General features: G+C 35.6%; 15 protein-coding genes, 3 pseudogenes, 1 riboswitch and 1 other annotated feature. Of the genes and pseudogenes, 17 read left to right on the top strand and 1 reads right to left on the bottom strand.

Features of this window, described 5'->3' with window-relative positions:
- The first annotated feature begins 203 nt into the window (after nt 1-203).
- From hemA to JCM21714_RS06120, 9 genes and pseudogenes are all read left to right on the top strand, one after another.
- Nucleotides 204-1,573: pseudogene (hemA, locus tag JCM21714_RS06155) on the top strand (glutamyl-tRNA reductase).
- A gap of 18 nt (nt 1,574-1,591) precedes the next feature.
- Nucleotides 1,592-2,410 (top strand): cytochrome C assembly family protein, encoded by an 819-nt coding sequence (locus JCM21714_RS06150; RefSeq protein WP_035722703.1) that lies wholly within the window; start codon nt 1,592-1,594, stop codon nt 2,408-2,410.
- 24 nt (nt 2,411-2,434) lie between these two features.
- On the top strand, nt 2,435-3,367 hold the full coding sequence (gene hemC / locus JCM21714_RS06145; RefSeq protein WP_035722702.1) for a hydroxymethylbilane synthase: 933 nt from the start codon (nt 2,435-2,437) through the stop codon (nt 3,365-3,367).
- Nucleotides 3,364-3,597, top strand: a complete 234-nt coding sequence (locus JCM21714_RS22835; RefSeq protein ID WP_052000427.1) for a uroporphyrinogen-III synthase — start codon at nt 3,364-3,366, stop codon at nt 3,595-3,597. The genes hemC and JCM21714_RS22835 overlap by 4 nt, the downstream gene beginning before the upstream one ends.
- On the top strand, nt 3,546-4,124 hold the full coding sequence (locus tag JCM21714_RS18180) for a uroporphyrinogen-III synthase (protein WP_052000426.1): 579 nt from the start codon (nt 3,546-3,548) through the stop codon (nt 4,122-4,124). Before JCM21714_RS22835 ends, JCM21714_RS18180 begins: the two co-directional genes overlap by 52 nt.
- Before the next feature lie 5 nt (nt 4,125-4,129).
- Entirely contained in the window at nt 4,130-5,110 is a 981-nt protein-coding gene (gene hemB / locus JCM21714_RS06135) for a porphobilinogen synthase (protein WP_035722699.1), read from the top strand.
- Nucleotides 5,111-5,124: 14 nt separating this feature from the next.
- Nucleotides 5,125-6,418 (top strand): annotated as a pseudogene (gene hemL, locus JCM21714_RS06130) (glutamate-1-semialdehyde 2,1-aminomutase).
- A 399-nt stretch (nt 6,419-6,817) separates the two neighbouring features.
- A complete protein-coding gene (locus tag JCM21714_RS06125) occupies nt 6,818-7,762 on the top strand; it encodes a LysM peptidoglycan-binding domain-containing protein (protein ID WP_035722696.1) in 945 nt (314 codons plus the stop codon).
- 299 nt (nt 7,763-8,061) lie between these two features.
- Nucleotides 8,062-9,075, top strand: coding sequence for a phosphotransferase (locus tag JCM21714_RS06120; RefSeq protein WP_035722694.1), 1,014 nt, complete (start codon nt 8,062-8,064; stop codon nt 9,073-9,075).
- Nucleotides 9,076-9,080: 5 nt separating this feature from the next.
- Here the strand turns inward: JCM21714_RS06120 and JCM21714_RS19110 are convergent, their stop codons facing one another.
- The gene (locus JCM21714_RS19110; protein WP_084040603.1) at nt 9,081-9,269 is read right to left on the bottom strand and encodes a YszA family small membrane protein; all 189 of its coding nucleotides are present in this window, start codon (nt 9,267-9,269) and stop codon (nt 9,081-9,083) included.
- A 291-nt stretch (nt 9,270-9,560) separates the two neighbouring features.
- Nucleotides 9,561-9,644, top strand: a riboswitch (cyclic di-GMP riboswitch).
- 36 nt (nt 9,645-9,680) lie between these two features.
- On the opposite strand from JCM21714_RS19110, the gene JCM21714_RS19760 reads away from it, so the two are divergent.
- The 8 genes and pseudogenes from JCM21714_RS19760 (at nt 9,681) to JCM21714_RS06085 (ending at nt 17,522) form a co-directional block, all read left to right on the top strand.
- Nucleotides 9,681-9,809 (top strand): DNA-binding anti-repressor SinI, encoded by a 129-nt coding sequence (locus JCM21714_RS19760; protein WP_148294982.1) that lies wholly within the window; start codon nt 9,681-9,683, stop codon nt 9,807-9,809.
- Between the two features lie 175 nt (nt 9,810-9,984).
- Complete coding sequence (locus tag JCM21714_RS06115; protein WP_035722691.1) at nt 9,985-11,199, top strand: NAD(P)/FAD-dependent oxidoreductase; 1,215 nt, start codon at nt 9,985-9,987, stop codon at nt 11,197-11,199.
- A 499-nt stretch (nt 11,200-11,698) separates the two neighbouring features.
- On the top strand, nt 11,699-12,340 hold the full coding sequence (locus JCM21714_RS06110; protein ID WP_035722689.1) for an ABC transporter ATP-binding protein: 642 nt from the start codon (nt 11,699-11,701) through the stop codon (nt 12,338-12,340).
- A complete protein-coding gene (locus tag JCM21714_RS06105; RefSeq protein ID WP_035722687.1) occupies nt 12,333-13,118 on the top strand; it encodes an ABC transporter permease in 786 nt (261 codons plus the stop codon). Before JCM21714_RS06110 ends, JCM21714_RS06105 begins: the two co-directional genes overlap by 8 nt.
- A 59-nt stretch (nt 13,119-13,177) precedes the next feature.
- Nucleotides 13,178-13,410, top strand: a binding site (T-box leader).
- Between the two features lie 74 nt (nt 13,411-13,484).
- Nucleotides 13,485-16,148: pseudogene (locus JCM21714_RS06100) on the top strand (valine--tRNA ligase).
- Nucleotides 16,149-16,234: 86 nt separating this feature from the next.
- Nucleotides 16,235-16,930: a bifunctional folylpolyglutamate synthase/dihydrofolate synthase gene (locus JCM21714_RS06095; RefSeq protein WP_035722685.1), complete on the top strand. Its 696-nt coding sequence runs from the start codon at nt 16,235-16,237 to the stop codon at nt 16,928-16,930.
- Between the two features lie 47 nt (nt 16,931-16,977).
- On the top strand, nt 16,978-17,223 hold the full coding sequence (locus JCM21714_RS06090) for a glutamate ligase domain-containing protein (protein ID WP_035722683.1): 246 nt from the start codon (nt 16,978-16,980) through the stop codon (nt 17,221-17,223).
- Between the two features lie 38 nt (nt 17,224-17,261).
- Nucleotides 17,262-17,522: a hypothetical protein gene (locus JCM21714_RS06085; RefSeq protein ID WP_035722680.1), complete on the top strand. Its 261-nt coding sequence runs from the start codon at nt 17,262-17,264 to the stop codon at nt 17,520-17,522.
- Nucleotides 17,523-17,658: the final 136 nt, after the last annotated feature.

Raw genomic sequence — 17,658 nt, 5'->3', positions numbered from 1 at the left:
ATTATTAATTGAGATTAATTTTCTTGATAAACAATAGCGATTATGATAAAGTACAATAGAACTAATTGATACAAAACAATTAACTTATATTTTATCATAGATAGTATGAAAACTGTTCATAAATTCATCACTATTTAAGATGTAAAATGTGTTATAATAATAATATATGTGTTAGGCTTTTGCTTTTTTTGGGGGTAGATATTGTGCATATTTTAGCAGCAGGCATAAATTATAGAACAGCTCCTGTTGAGGTTCGTGAAATGCTCGCATTCAAAGAAGAAAGATTACCGGAGGCAATGACTGAGCTCAATGATAGAAAAAGTATTTTAGAGAATGTCATTCTTTCTACATGTAATCGTACAGAAATTTATGCGGTAGTAGATCAGCTTCATACAGGCAGATATTTTATTAAGCAATTTTTAGCAGATTGGTTTGGAATAGATAAAGAAGAATTCCTTCCACATATTATCATTTATGAGAATGAAGCAGCTATTGAACATCTTTTTCGTTTAAGCTGTGGACTGGAATCAATGATTATGGGTGAAACACAAATTCTTGGGCAAGTGAAGCAAAGTTTCTTATTAGCCCAACAGCATAAAATAACTGGCACTATTTTTAATGAATTATTTAAACAAGCCATAACGCATGGCAAAAGAAGTCAAAGAGAAACAATGATAGGTGAAAATGCTGTATCTGTAAGCTATGCAGCAGTAGAATTAGCGAAAAAAATTTTTACGGATTTACGGGAGAAACATATTGTTGTGATAGGCGCAGGAAAAATGGGAGAATTGGCAGCTAAAAATCTCTATGGTTCTGGTGCTGAAAAAATCACCGTCGTAAATCGCACATTAGATAAAGCAGCACAGCTTGCGGCTCAATTTCAGGGGGGAAGCTAGATCAACTGAAAATTTAGAAGAAATATTGGTGGAAGCTGATATAGTGATTAGTTCTACTGGTTCTAATGAATACATTATAACAAAAGACATCTATCAAAAAGTGGAACGAAAGCGTAAAGGACGTCCATTATTTCTTGTTGATATAGCTGTGCCGAGAGATTTAGATCCTGCTTTGGACTCAAAGGATAACGTTTTTCTGTATGATATAGATGACTTACAGGATGTTGTGGATGCTAATCTTGAAGTGCGCAGAGAAGCAGCAGCAGTTATTGAATTATGGATAGAAGAAGGTATTGTGGCATTTAATGAATGGATGCAAACGTTAGGTGTTGTTCCAGTGATTACCGCACTGCGTGAACAGGCTTTATCCATACAGCAAGAAACAATGAAAAGTATTGAACGAAAAATGCCTGATTTGACAGAACGTGAAAGAAAAAGTACTCAATAAGCATACAAAAAGTATCGTTAATCAAATGTTAAAGAAGCCGATTCTTCAAGCAAAAGAACTCTCAGGACAAGAGAATGCGGATGAGGCTCTACAATTATTTATGAGAATTTTTGATATTAAAGATCGTGTTAAAGAAGAATCAAATAAAGAAAAGCATAACAAAGTCATTACTTTGGAACAAAATAAAGAGAAAATTTTACAACAACTAAAAAATGTGTCAACACATTAATAGGGTGGTTATCCCTTTATGTTAGAAGAAAGAATAATACACGAGGGCATGTTATTACTTTACGGTTTAACGAGTATCTTTTATTTTATAGATTTTCTTTATCATAACCAGAAGGCGAATCGAATCGCATTCTGGTTGCTTGCTATGGTTTGGATTACTCAAACTGTTTTTTTGTTAATCGAAATTACTGCAAATGGTAGCGTGCCGATTCAGACTTTAAACGACGGCTTATATACGTATACTTGGATCATTATAACTTTCTCCTTATTGGTTCATCTTTTTTTACGGCAAGAGTTTTTTATGTTTTTTATTAGTGTGTTTGGATTTTTTGTAATGATTATTCATACTTTACAGTCGATACAACTAGTAGATTCCGCTCAGATTCCTGCGATGTTAAATGAAATGCTATTCGCTCATATTGTGTTAGCGCTTGTCTCATACGGATCATTTACTATTTCCTTTATTTTTGCCTGTCTGTATTTTATGCAATATTATTTATTAAAACAGAAAAAGGGGTATAAATGGTTAAAAAGATTCCAAGACTTAGAGGGACTAGAAAAACGTGCTTTTCAATTAATAGTGCTTGCTGAACCACTATTATTATTATCAATTATTTTGGGTGTAGTATGGGCATATATGACTGGAACGGAATTTTATTGGGGTGATAGTAAAACAATTGGCTCCATCTTCGTATTTGCTATATATGCTATATATTTGTTGATGCGAATAAGACGAGGATATCGCGGAAAATCGATTCTAACCTGGAATATATTTTCCTTTTTAATGTTATTAATTAATTTTTTCTTGTTTAACAGCTTATCTAATTTTCATATGTAACAGGACTTGAAGGAGGCAATATTTGTGCGCAAGATTGTGGTTGGTTCAAGAAGAAGTAATTTAGCAATTACTCAATCAGAATGGGTGATCGAACAATTAGAAAAACACGCAGGAGATTCATACGACTTTGAGATAAAGAAAATTGTCACAAAAGGCGATCAGATCTTAAATGTCACGTTATCTAAAGTTGGTGGCAAAGGTCTATTTGTGAAAGAAATTGAGAAAGCAATGTTTGATAAAGAGATTGATTTTGCTGTTCATAGTATGAAAGACATGCCTGCAGTGATGCCAAAAGGCCTTGTGATTGGTTCGATCCCTGTGAGAGAAGATCATCGAGATGCTTTTATTTCCAATGATCATATTCGCTTAGAAGATTTGAGAAGTGGTGCAGTCGTAGGAACTAGCAGCTTGCGTCGCGGCTCACAGATTTTAGCAGCACGTCCGGATCTTACTATTCAGTGGATACGTGGAAATATTGAAACTAGAATGCGTAAATTAAAAGAGGAAAACTTTGATGCGATTATTTTAGCGGCAGCAGGTTTAAAACGAATGAATTGGAACGAAAGTATCGTTACACAATTTTTAGAACAAAATGTATGTGTACCTGCAGTTGGACAAGGTGCTTTAGCCATTGAATGTCGTGAAGATGACGAAGAATTATTAGGTCTATTAGCAAAGATCAATGATGATTATGCAACAAAAACGGTAACTGCAGAACGGACATTTTTACATTTGTTAAATGGTGGCTGCTCCGTTCCTATCGGTGGTTATGCCTATTTGGATGGTGACCAAGTAGTATTAACAGCGCTTGTTGCAAGTGCTGATGGTAAGACAATTCTTAAAGAAGTTGTGAGAGGTACAAATCCTGAAGAGGTAGGTAAAGAGGCTGCCGAAAGTCTAAAAGCTCGAGGTGCTCAACATCTGGTTGATGAAGCAATTGAGGAAAATCAAGAATGACCAACCTTTTACTCGGTAAAAACATATTAGTAACAAGGGAAGCCACCCAAGCGCTTCCTTTAATCCATTTGTTAGAAGACGAAGGTGCTACCTGCTATCATGTACCTCTACTTTGTTTTGAAGCGATATTTGATGAGGAAAATCGTAGACAGCTATTGCAATTGGATCAGCAGGCAGATTGGCTGTTTTTTACAAGTGCCAAAGCGGTTCTTTTTTTGATCAATATGTAAAAAAACTAGGGTTAACCATTACACAAAAAATCGCTGCCGTAGGAGAAAAAACAAGCAAGCTGCTCGAAAGCCATCATTATACCATTGATTTTCAACCAACTGTATATCGTGGCGATAATATGGTAAAAGAATTTCTTTATACATATGGAAAACAAAGAATCGCGTTGATTGCAGGCGAAAAATCTCGTCCTGAAATTCCGCAACTACTAAACGCAGCCGATGTATCTTTTGAAAAAATCATAATCTATCGTACAATTAAAAATGAAGCAGAAAAAAAGTCATTACAGCGGACGGTAACACACGTGGATGCTGTTTTTTTTACAAGTCCATCGACCGTAGAAGCTTTTCAACAGTTCCTTACCATTGATCAATTTGAAAGAGTGAGAAAAGAACTCGTAGCTGTTGCAATTGGGGAAACGACAGCTACTTCACTAGAACATGCACAGTTTGAGACAATTATCTATCCGGGTACATATACGATCGAAAATATGGTGATAACCTATATCAATTATTTGAAGAAAAGGTGATAAAAGTGACAGATACTGAATTTAAACGTCATCGCAGATTGAGAAACTCTGCAACGATGAGACAATTTGTAAGAGAGACTCATTTAACAGTTAATGACTTAGTCTATCCGTTATTTATTGTAGAAGGAGAAAGAATAAAAAAAGAAGTAAGTTCCATGCCAGGTGTGTTCCAGATTTCTTTAGATTATTTAGATGAAGAAATTGAAGAATTACTAGCATTAGGAATACCTTCCATACTTTTATTCGGAGTGCCAAAGGAAAAAGATGAAGTCGGTTCGGGTGCCTATGATCCAGAGGGTATTGTTCAGCAAGCGATTCGTCATATAAAGAATAAGACAGATCAATTATTAGTAATTGCTGATACATGTCTATGTGAATACACCTCTCATGGACATTGTGGTGTAATTGTACATCAGGATGTCGATAACGATAAATCATTACCTCTTCATGTTAAAACTGCGGTGACTCAAGCGGAAGCAGGTGCGGATATTATCGCTCCATCGAATATGATGGATGGTTTTGTCAAAGAAATTCGTAAAGGGTTGGATGAGGCTGGATTTCAGGAGATTCCAATTATGTCCTATGCTGTTAAATATGCCTCAGCATTTTATGGACCATTTCGCGATGCGGCAGGTTCTGCACCACAATTTGGGGATCGCAAAACGTATCAGATGGACCCTTCCAATCGTTTAGAAGCTTGGCGTGAAGCAGCTTCTGATATAGAAGAAGGTGCAGACTTTCTCATAGTCAAACCTGCGTTATCTTATATGGATATTATTAGAGATGTAAAAAACCAACACTCTGTACCTGTAGTAGCTTATAATGTTAGTGGCGAATATTCCATGGTGAAAGCTGCAAGCATCAATGGTTGGGTGGATGAAAAAGCGATCGTGATGGAAAAACTAATATCAATGAAACGAGCTGGAGCAGACATCATCATTACTTATTTTGCAAAAGATGTAGCAAAATGGCTACAGAATAGTTAAGGAGGAAATCGTTCATGCGTGAAAATCAGAAATCTGTCGATGCCTATAAAGAATCGATTGATCTAATGCCAGGTGGGGGGGTTAATTCACCAGTAAGAGCATTTAAATCAGTTGGTATGAATCCGATTTATATGGATCATGGAAAAGGTTCGAAAATTTATGATATCGATGGAAATGAATATATCGATTACGTCTTAAGCTGGGGGGGCCTTTAATATTAGGTCATGCCGATCAACGTGTTGTATCAAAATTAAAAGAAGTAGTAGAAAAAGGAACAAGCTTTGGTGCACCGACTTTACTGGAAAATGAATTGGCACAGCTTGTTATCAATCGTGTTCCATCTATCGAAATGGTACGGATGGTGAATTCTGGTACAGAAGCAACCATGAGTGCATTAAGACTTGCACGTGGTTATACAGGTAGAGATAAAATTCTTAAATTCGAAGGGAATTATCATGGGCATGGTGATTCGTTATTAATTAAGGCGGGTTCCGGTGTCGCAACTTTGGGGGGGCTTCCAGACAGTCCTGGTGTACCAAAAAGTGTTGCCCAACATACGATCACTGTTCCCTATAATGACATAGAAAGTGTTCGTTTTGCGTTTGAACAATTTGGTGAGGATATTGCCGCAATTATCGTGGAACCTGTCTCAGGTAACATGGGTGTAGTACCACCCAGTAACGAATTTTTACCAGCTTTAAGGGAGATAACAGAACAGTATAAATCGTTATTAATATTTGATGAAGTTATGACAGGATTTCGGGTCGGGTATCATTGTGCCCAAGGACATTTTAACGTTATACCAGATATAACCTGTCTAGGAAAAGTTATCGGTGGCGGACTCCCTGTAGGTGCATATGGTGGAAAACGAGACATTATGGAGCGGATTGCACCAGTAGGAGATATATATCAAGCCGGTACTTTCTGGGAATCCATTAGCGATGACAGCAGGTTTAGAAACATTAAAAGCAATGGATGCATCTGCGTATCAAGAGATAAATAATAAAGTTGATCGACTTATAGAAGGATATCAACAAGCAGCAGATAAACATAGTACTATTCTCCAAATCAATCGTGCTGGTTCGATGGTAGGAGTATTTTTTGCGAACGAGCCGGTTATTAATTATGAAACAGCGAGTAAATCAGACACAGAGGCATTTTCGAGTTATTATCGTATAATGGCTGAAGAAGGAATATTCCTACCCCCCATCTCAATTTGAGGGATTATTTCTTTCTACTGCACATACAGATGCCGATATTGAAAAAACGATCGCAGCAGCAGAAAAAGCTTTTTCAAAATTACCATAACGATTGAGACATAAGTGATTTGATAACTATAAAATTCGAACGATGATGCGAATTCTACGATTAGAATTTATTATTGTTCGAATTTTTTATTACATAAAAGGAAGATTATGCGCAGTAACTTATAAGATAATATTGATATGGTATAACTGCTTAACAAGCCGGAGCGGCTGTTACATATAATAAAAATTTCAAAATTACTATTTAGTAAATCGAAGTTACTACGCATAATCTTTCTTATGTATATCTTCATTGATTATTTATTCTCAATCCCATTTTTCAAGGACAAAAGAGGTGGAAAATGGTAATATATTCTTAAGCATATTTCATATCCCTTTCACATATAGTTTATTGAGATGCTAGTACGCCTTAGCTAGGCAAAAGGAAGGGGGGGGAAATATTTTGCAAGAAGCTTTTACATTTACCATTCATGAAGCAATTGCATTCGAGAAGGATCAACAAATTAAGGAAATGCTGGGTATCGGATTAGAACCTGTTATTTCCATGGAGGAATTGGGAAATACATTATCAATCAGAGGAGTAATAGAGCTCAAAGGAGAATATATAAAAAGTGATGAGCCCATTGAAACAAATGATAGGATAACAGATGTGACATATGTTGAAAGAGTTGAATCTTTATCAGAGGAAGTAAACGAATTTATTCATAAGTTCCTTATTGATGTTTCGCTTCCAATCGATAGAATATCCGCTATCAATGACGTTTCTATTGAAGTAGATCATTTTGACTATTCTCTGGACACTAGCGATAAAATGATGATTGAAGCAACACTAGCGGTACACGGAATCCGTGATGACGAAGTACAATCTGAATTGTTTGAAGAGGATATATTACCATCAGTTGATGATAATCGCCTAGATGTAGAAGAAGAGTCGTCAAATGAAGTCTTTCATTTTAAGGTGGAAGAAGAGGAATTGGAAAAAGCAACTCATATGGAAAATAATATTATTCCCATTGATTCAAAGCGGGAAGCACCAACTAATACTATCGTGCATGATGAAGAGGCAGTAAGAGAATCGAGAGTAATAGAAGACGAAGTGCGAGCTCAGAAAGACTCTGAATTAGAAAAGCCTGAAGAAAAACTGCACGTACAAGCGCGAGAAGAACAATTAAAGGACACGTCATACTTATTAAATATCTTTGCAGAAGAAGATTCCTCAAATTATACTCGTCTCAAACTATATATTGTTCAGCCAGATGACCAAATGCGCACAATAGCAGAACGTTATCAAGTATCTCCCAGACAAATTATGAGGACTAACAATTTAGATGATGAGGATGTAACTACTGGACAATTAATCTACATTCCAGTAACAGCAGAAGAGTAAACTTATAAATCCCTTGCTTCTTAACGAGGGATTTTTTAGTCATATAAAAAACGTATATTGCTAAAAAAATGGATTTTAATAATTAGAGGAAGATAATGCGGCATACCTTTAATTTACTGAGTAGTAATTTTGAAATTTATAATAGTTGTAACAATCGCTCCGGCTTGCCCACTTCGCTTTCCGGAGCGATTGTTACGCAGTTATTCCTTTTCATAATTATCGTATCAGTTAGTGAACATTGCCTTGCTTTTTAATAGGAAATTTTTTGAATATGCTTACTAAGAAGGCGGGATTCGTGTATGGAATGGTCTGACATATTAACGGCCTATCAAATTCAATCTGAGGAAATTGAACAAATTACAGAACGAGTATATAAAATAAAATCAAATTCAAGACAATTTGCTTTAAAAAAATCAAATTTAGTTACAGATGATCTAGGTAGGTGGTTAGCCATCTATCAATACATTCAACATAAACAAATTTTTGGATTTGTACCAGTATATCAGACAAAAGATCGTCAACCATTTTATCAGCAACAAACAGATATTTATTACTTAATGCCATGGGTTGAAAGAAGATATTCCGAACAGCCAATCGATGAGTACGGTTCCGTTGTCCATGCAATGGGAAGTCTGCACGCTTCAACGATGGCTCAGCATGAAATAGCATCTTTGAGACAAAATAAATCAACGTTAGAACAGCAATTCTATCAAGAAATAGTAAGCTATCGTGAACAAATGATAACCAGTATTCGCTACTTTGAAGCGAAAAGGTTTATGTCACCAATCGAGCTCCAAATTTGCATGTATTATCGTGACATGGAGGAAATATTTAATAATATAGAAAAATGGCAAGAAATATATTTAGAAGAATTAGAAAACAATGACCAGATGAAATATACGCTCTGTCATGGAAATATAAAACCTTCTCATTATGTGCTCACACCTGCCAGTACCTATTTCTTAAACTGGGAGTATGCTGTGATGGCTTCACCAACATTTGATTTAGTTAGATATTATCATTATCTTTTCCAATTCCACGATTGTGATATGGATAAAGTTAAGGAGTCTTTCTCCATTTACTGTCAATATATTAATTTAACAGATTATGAAAAAGCATTGCTTGTATTACAAATACTTTCCCCATCCAATTGGTTACAAACTGTTTTAAAATGTACTCAACCGACAGCAAGTAACAATAATGTCAGGAATTCCATTGAAATAGAAAAACAATATCGAAAATTACTATTCAGTTTTGAATTACAGGAATATATATTTGAGACGCTTAAGCGGGAGAAAGTGACAGAAACGTAATAACATTATATCCATTCTAACTGAAATGCGATTAAAATACCGATTAATATTCCGAGTAATAGCACATCAAATGTTGTAGGAATAAATAGTGTACGAATGCATTGAAATATAACAATTGGCAGAATACAGCGTTGACAAATTAAAATCCATTCCCTTGCCCAAGGGGGTAGACGATAACGGTAATAGCGTGCCACTTCATCACCTCATTCACAATAATTAAAATCGGTTATATCTTAACTTATGCAAATTATCTGGAATTGTACCCAATTTTATTCTTTTGCGAATGTAATATTTAATAAAATGAAGTACTTGTTTACTAACTGTTAACAACTTATTGAAGTAATTTAGTACAATTTTCTTAAAAAGTTTAAAATTTTTGCAGGAGAATAATAGCCTTTTATCGAATAAATATTAAGATGAATTTTAATGAAAGTATATAATGTTTTAAAAGTGAAGGTGTTTTAGTTTTTAGTATTATAAGCATGCTCAGAAAAAGGCAAACCTATTGAGAAGTAGGGACGCAAAGTTACAGGTCCGTATACATACTATCGGATGGCTGAGCTGCCTGAAATACAGAATTGTATTTTAGGGAGGAGAATACGTTTATGCAATCAAAGTTAAATGTCGATTATGATTGGATTTATCTAATGGCTAAGGCAAAAGAAGAAGGATTTACGGTAGAGGAAATACGAGCCTTTTTAGACAAATTTATACTAAAAGAAACTCTGAAATAATTTAAACCCTATTAAATAGGGTTTTTTATTTTGTGAATAGGGTATAAAAAGTTAGACTGTATTTTTTATTTTTGATATACTGAATGCGATTGTTCAGGAATTACATATTATTAGCCATAATGATGAAAACTATCGTAGTTTGTCATTTATGTATAACACAGAAAGGAAGGATTAAATGTCTGAAAGTAAACTAAAAGTTGTTGTACTTGGTGCTGGATATGCAGGTATGATGACAACTAAAAGATTGACTCAGCAATTGCCAGCGGAAGAAGTTGATATTACTCTAGTCAATAATCACAATTATCATTATCAAACAACCTGGTTGCATGAGGTTGCAGCGGGTACGATTGATGTAAACCGTTCACGAATTATGATTTCTGATGTGATTAATACGAAACGTGTCCAATTTGTTCATGACACAGTGGTAAAAATCAATAAAGAAGAAAAAACAGTTCAATTAGAGAATGGTGAACTTGATTATGATTACTTAGTAATTGGTTTAGGATTTGAGAAAGCAACATTTGGCATTCCTGGAATGGATGAACATGCGTTTTCTATTCAAAATGTCGATAAAAGCCGTATGATTCGTGACCATATCGAGTATCAATTTGCTCGTTATCGCAATGAGGAGAACCCAGATCCAAGCATGCTAACCATTGTAGTTGGTGGTGCAGGATTCACAGGAATTGAATTTTTAGGAGAACTGGCTGAACGAATTCCAGAGCTTTGTAAAAAATATGATATTCCGCGCCAAGATGTTAAAATAATCGATATTGAAGCAATGCCTACTATATTGCCTGGCTTTGATGAACAATTACTAACATATGCCAAAGAATCACTTGAAGCACGTGGAATCGAATTCAAACTAGGATCTATGATCAAAGAAATTAAAGCAGATGCTGTAATCGTCGGTGATGAGAAAGAAGAAATTAAAACAGGAACTTTCGTATGGACTGGTGGTGTACAAGCCAACCATATTGTTAGTGATTCAGGTTTTGAATTAACCAAAGGTAAAGTTACAGTTGACGCAACCTTACGTGCTTCAGACCATGATGAAATATTTATCTTAGGTGACTGTGCATGGGTAATGAATAGCGAAACAGGTAGACCATACCCGCCAACAGCCCAATTGGCAATCCAAGAAGCAGATGTATGTGCTCATAACCTTAAAACCATGATTTATGGTGGTACACTTCAAGAATTCAAATACGATGACAAAGGTACGGTAGCATCTTTAGGTGGCAGTGATGCAATGGGTACAGTGTTTGATGGTAATAAGTTATATGGTATGCAAGCAAAAGTAATGAAAAACGTAGTGGACGACCGTTATCTATTTTTATTAGGTGGACCAAAATTAGTATTAAGAAAAGGTAAATTCCGTCCATTTTAATGGAATAATATAAGGAGGAATTCACATGAAAAATACATTATTATATACACTTTTAACAGCAGCAGCAACAGTTGTATATGTGTTATTATCAAGAAAAATGGAAGATAAACGCGACTTTCGCTAATCAGAAGAGCAGATACAGAAATGTGTCTGCTCTTTTTATAAGGTAGGAAAGCATATAACCGTTGGTATTACAGCATTTTGGTATCCGATTTTCGTTTTAAATGTGAAATAAATTAAGATGTAGTTGACTGGTTATATTATTCATTATGAGAGTAATCGTGTGCAAGAAAATCGCTCCGGCTGCCCACTTCCCTTTCCGTGGCGTTTTCCCTTCAGCTAACTTTTCCGAGCACAAACCGCTCAAAAAAGTGGATCTTCAGGAAAAACAGATGCCACAGGAGTGAAAGCGGGCGCCTACGCTGAATTAAGTTCTACAATGTTTGCAACAGCTAGTATTTCTTGGATACTGATTGTTTTTTGAAAAGGGAGGAACAGGATGTTTTTGATACGCAATTTGAAGTATAAAGATATTCTTGATATAAAAAAGTTAACCATCGAATCAGGCAACATTATTTGTTTGTTCGGTGCAAGCGGAAGTGGCAAATCAACATTACTAAAAATGTTTAACGTCATGTTAACACCTGATGAAGGAGAAATTAATTATAAAGATACAGCAATTACTGCTTTAGATCCTGTTCAGTTAAGAAAAGAAGTGGTAATGCTAGGTCAAGATCCGATTGTTTTTGAAGGAACCGTTCGTGATAATTTATTAATAGGACTAAGGTTTTCCGGGAAGAATGAAGTAGAAGATCAACAACTCATTTCTTTAATGAAAAAACTACATTTAAATAAAGAATTAGAAGAGGATGCAAGTAATTTATCTGGTGGAGAGCAACAAAGATTAGCCTTTGGACGAGTTGTATTGATGGATGCAACGGTCTATTTAATGGACGAACCTACCTCTGCATTAGATCAGGATACAGAAACAGCCGTTATGGATTATTTCACAGAATTCATCAAAAAGAATGAAAAAACAGCTATTATGGTCACCCATTCTAAAGAAATAGCGGATCGATATAGTGATCGTATGATCTATATGGATGAGATATTGACGAAGGCTGGTGAATCGTATGAATGAGATGCTGGAGATTACGATATGGCAGCTTGTCTCCGCTTATATTTTTATTGTGATCCTCTTAGCAGTTGTGCGATGGAGAAAAATTTCACGAGAGAAGGAAATCGTAATCGCCACATTAAGAATGACGATACAACTAGTGTTGGTTGGCTATGTGTTAATCTATATTTTTGAACATGAGAAGATGATCTATTCCTTAATTGTTTTAGTAATTATGGAAACGTTCGCTGTCTATAATATTTATAAACGATCGAAACAAAAATTGAGTAAAGATTTAAAGAAAATTATAGCGATCTCCATGTTTTCAGGTACGTTATTGGCATTTATTTATTTTGACTTTATCGTTGTACAATTTTCACCATGGTATGATCCTCGTTACTTTATTCCGATTGCAGGAATGTTAATTGGTAATTCAATGACAGGCATCACTCTAGGCGTAAGTGCTTTAATAGAGGGATTCACTTCAAGAAAAAAAGAAGTAGAGGCAGCACTAATGTTAGGAGCTACACCCAATAAAGCATCACAGGGAATTGTCAATCATGCCTTTGATGCAGCTATACTCCCGACAATTAATAGCATGGTAGGAATGGGGGGGATCGTTTTTTTGCCAGGTATGATGACAGGGGGGGTAATATTGTCCGGTGCAGGACCGCTTGAAGCGATAAAATATCAGATTGCCATTATGTTAGGTATCACTGGCAGTGTTTCCTTATCGGTTATTTTGTTTTTATTTCTTGGGTATAAAACATTTTTTAATAAATATGCACAATTAAAGTGGTAATTTAACTTGACTTCAGCGTTTATTTTTAGATAAAATAACAGATAAAGAATCATTAATCGAAAGATGCGATGATGAGGAAGAGTACTTCATACTGTTTGTAAGAGAGGAAAACCCTTAGGCTGTAAGGTTTTCTCAAAAAAAGATGAACAAAGGTAGCCTCTGATGCAGCTTTACTGAACAATTCAAGTAGGTAAAAGCCGGTGAATCCGATATCTTCTTTAATCAAGTGTATAAGTAGTAATACTTATAAACAAAGGTGGTACCGCGGAAATCAACCCTTTTCGTCCTTTAACCAAGGTCGAGAAGGGTTTTTATTTTGCTGTTTTATGTGAAAATCCGAGATAGATTTTGAAGGAGGAAATATAAATGTCTGAACAAAATGAAGTGAATTTACCCCCCCCTAAGTACGATCCTGTAGCTGTCGAAAAGGGACGATATGATTATTGGTTAGAGGGAAAGTTTTTTGAAGCAGAACGTAATACGGAAAAGGAACCATTTACTATTGTCATCCCACCACCAAACGTTACCGGTAAATTACATATTGGCCATGCATGGGACACGACTTTACAAGATATTTTGACACGTTTCAAACGAATGCAAGGGTATGATGTATTATATTTACCTGGTATGGATCATGCCGGTATTGCAACACAAGCAAAAGTCGAAGCAAAACTACGAGAAGAAGGTGTTTCACGTTACGATCTGGGACGTGATAACTTCTTGAAAAAGGCATGGGATTGGAAGGAAGAATACGCTGGTTTTATCCGCGAACAATGGGCAAAAATTGGTCTTGGTCTTGACTACTCCCGCGAGCGTTTCACATTAGATGAAGGCTTATCTGAAGCAGTTAAGGAAGTTTTCGTCAAATTATATGAGAAAGGTCTTATATACCGAGGGGGGGAATACATTATCAATTGGGATCCAGCAACAAAAACTGCCCTTTCTGATATTGAAGTTATTTATAAGGATGTCCAAGGACACTTTTATCATATGAAATACCCCCCCTTAGTTGATGGATCAGGACATATTGAAGTGGCGACAACGCGTCCCGAAACAATGTTAGGTGATACCTGTGTTGCCGTTCATCCAGAAGACGATCGTTACAAACACTTGATTGGCAAAAAAGTTAAGCTGCCAATTGTAGGAAGGGAAATTGAAATTGTAGCAGATGACTATGTAGATATGGAATTTGGTTCTGGTGCAGTGAAAATCACGCCAGCACATGATCCAAATGACTTTCAGATTGGTAATCGACATAATCTGGAACGAATACTGGTGATGAATGAAGATGGAACAATGAACGAAAATGCCGGAAAATATCAAGGTATGGACCGTTTTGACTGTCGTAAGCAACTTGTCAAGGATCTTCAGGAAGAAGGAATTTTATTCAAAATTGAAGATCATATGCATTCTGTTGGTCATTCAGAACGAAGTGGCGCTGTTGTTGAGCCATATTTATCAACGCAATGGTTTGTAGATATGCAGCCATTAGCAGATGCGGCTGTGGAATTACAAAATAAATCAGATAATGAAAAAGTTCATTTTGTTCCCGATCGTTTTGAAAAAACATATTTACGATGGATGGAAAATATTCGTGACTGGTGTATTTCTCGCCAATTATGGTGGGGGGCATCGTATTCCAGCCTGGTACCATAAAGAAACCGGTGAGATGTATGTTGGAAAAGAGGCGCCAAAGGATAGTGAAAACTGGGAGCAGGATCAGGATGTACTGGATACATGGTTTTCCTCTGCTTTATGGCCATTCTCAACATTAAATTGGCCAAACAAAGAAGACAAGGATTTTCAGCATTTCTTCCCTACCAGTGTATTAGTTACAGGGTATGATATTATTTTCTTCTGGGTAGCACGGATGATTTTTCAATCCAAAGAATTTAATGACGAGCGACCATTTAAAGATGTCTTAATTCATGGCCTTGTACGTGATGCGGAAGGTCGGAAAATGAGTAAATCACTTGGAAATGGTGTAGATCCGATGGAGGTTATTGATAAGTATGGTGCCGATTCTCTACGTTATTTCTTAGCTACCGGTTCAAGTCCTGGCCAAGATTTGCGTTTCCATTTGGAAAAGGTGGAATCCACCTGGAATTTTGTTAATAAAATCTGGAACGCTTCTCGCTTTGCTTTAATGAACATGGATGATTTAAAGTATGAAGCCATTGACCTGACAGGCAAAAAGTCGGTGGCAGACCAATGGATTTTAACTCGATTAAATGAAACGATTGAACAAGTTACTCGTCAGATTGAAAAATATGACTTTGGCGAAGCTGGCCGTTATTTATACAATTTCATTTGGGATGATTTCTGCGATTGGTATATTGAAATGGCGAAGCTTCCACTTTATGGCGAAGATGAAGAAGCTAAATTGACAACCCGTTCGATTTTGGCACATGTATTAGATCAGATTATGCGAATGCTGCATCCGTTTATGCCTTTTGTTACGGAAGAAATCTGGCAACAATTACCTCATGAAGGGGGGAAACGATTGTAAAAGCTGCATGGCCAACCGTTGATAAAAACGTATCATATCCAGCCTCTGCTGAAATGATGAATCAATTAGTTTCAATTATACGTTCTGTTCGTAATATTCGTGCAGAAGTTGATACACCAATGTCAAAAGAAATTCCTATCCTAATTCAAACTAGTGATGATCATGTGAAGCAGCAATTAGAGGAAAATCGCATTTATTTAGATCGTTTCTGTAACCCAAGTGAATTAACTATAGATACAACGATTGACATACCCGAAAAGGCAATGTCGGCAGTTGTGACCGGTGCAGAAATTTACTTGCCACTGGAAGGGTTAATAGATATTGATAAAGAATTAGCTCGATTACAGGAAGAAATAGATAAATTAAATAAAGAAGTAGAGCGTGTAGATAAGAAGCTTGCTAATGAAGGTTTTGTAAGTAAAGCTCCTTCCCAAGTCGTAGAAGCAGAAAAAGAGAAACAAAAAGATTACATCAATAAGCGTGAGAAAGTACAGGCACGTATGGATGAGTTAAAGAAATAATAAGAAAAAGAGACTGTCTGTTGGCAGCCTCTTTTTCAAAATTTATTATTTTAATTCATATAAGGAATAGTAGGAGGTACGTTAATATGTTCAAAACGATTCAACAATTAGATGCTTACTTTGATAATCGTGAAAAAATTGGTATTAAACCAGGTCTTGAACGTATTCAATTTTTATTAAGAAAAGTAAATCATCCTGAAAATTCAATGAAAGCTATTCATATAGCAGGAACAAATGGCAAGGGTTCGACTGTTACCTATTTAGAACAATCATTGCTTGCAATGGATTATAAGGTTGGTACATTTACTTCTCCAAGCCTAACTAATAGACAAGGAATGATTCAGTTAAATCAAAAATCTATATCTGATGATGATTATTTAAAGTACGCGAATCAATTATTTGATGCGATTCTAGAGTTAGAAAAAAGAGAGGATCCGCCAAGTAATTTCGAACTATTAGTCGTTATTAGTTTTTGCTTTTTTCAAGAATATGCCGATATATCGATAGTGGAAACAGGAATGGGCGGCAAGGAAGATGCAACCAACTGTATCAGGCCGCTTATTTCAATTATTACTTCCATTGGTTATGATCATATGAATTTCTTAGGCAACGATTTAGCAGAAATAACAAACCATAAGGCAGGTATTATTAAGCAAAAAACGCCGATAATTATTGGGAAATTACCTGAACAAGCCTTGAAAGTAATAGAGGATGCTGTGCTTCTGAAACAAGCACCACTATTTCAGCTAGGTGTTGATTTTAAGATTAAAAAAATAGACTAGAAGCTTTTTATCAAGATGAGCAAGTATCATTTCCCTTCCAATTATCAATGAAAGGTAATCATCAATTTGATAATGCAGCATTAGCTATAAAAGCGATCTTGCTGTTAGAAAAGAATTCATTATACATAGACTTGAACCAATTGAAGAGAGGGTTACAAAAAGCACAGTTACCACTTCGATTTGAAAGGATTAAATCAAATCCAGTAATAGTTTTGGATGGAGCACATAACGAGGAAAGTTTGAAAGCTTTTATCGACACCGTACAGTTATATTATCCTGACAGAGAAAAATAGTACTATTTGGTGCGTTTAAAGATAAACCAATTAGTCACATGGTACCATTACTGGAAAACTATTTTACCCAAGTTATATTAACAAGTTTTGCACATGAAAGAGCAGCCTCTGTAGATGATTTAGATAAATTCTCCACACATTCAAACACGCAAAAAATTGATAATTGGGAAACTTTTATGAAACAGATTATTTCCGAACCATTTTACAATAGTAAAGTTGTGTTTGTTGTTGGATCTCTTGAGTTGGTTGGAAGAATATCTCGATTTCTAAATGAAAAAGCTTTGCCGACTTCTGACTAAAAGTATATACTAATGGTAAAGAAGTAATAAAGATTTATGAATCTTTAGTCATACAAAGTAATGAATATTAGTGTCAAAAGATAGCCTAAAGGAACATATACTTCTTTGTATATGCGAACGATGATTCGTAATGAGG

Origin of the sequence: Gracilibacillus boraciitolerans JCM 21714 (genome assembly GCF_000521485.1) — a bacterium.
Taxonomy (GTDB): domain Bacteria; phylum Bacillota; class Bacilli; order Bacillales; family Amphibacillaceae; genus Gracilibacillus; species Gracilibacillus boraciitolerans.
Note: the sequence above shows the minus strand (reverse complement) of the source record. Positions and strands in the feature narration are given on the sequence as shown.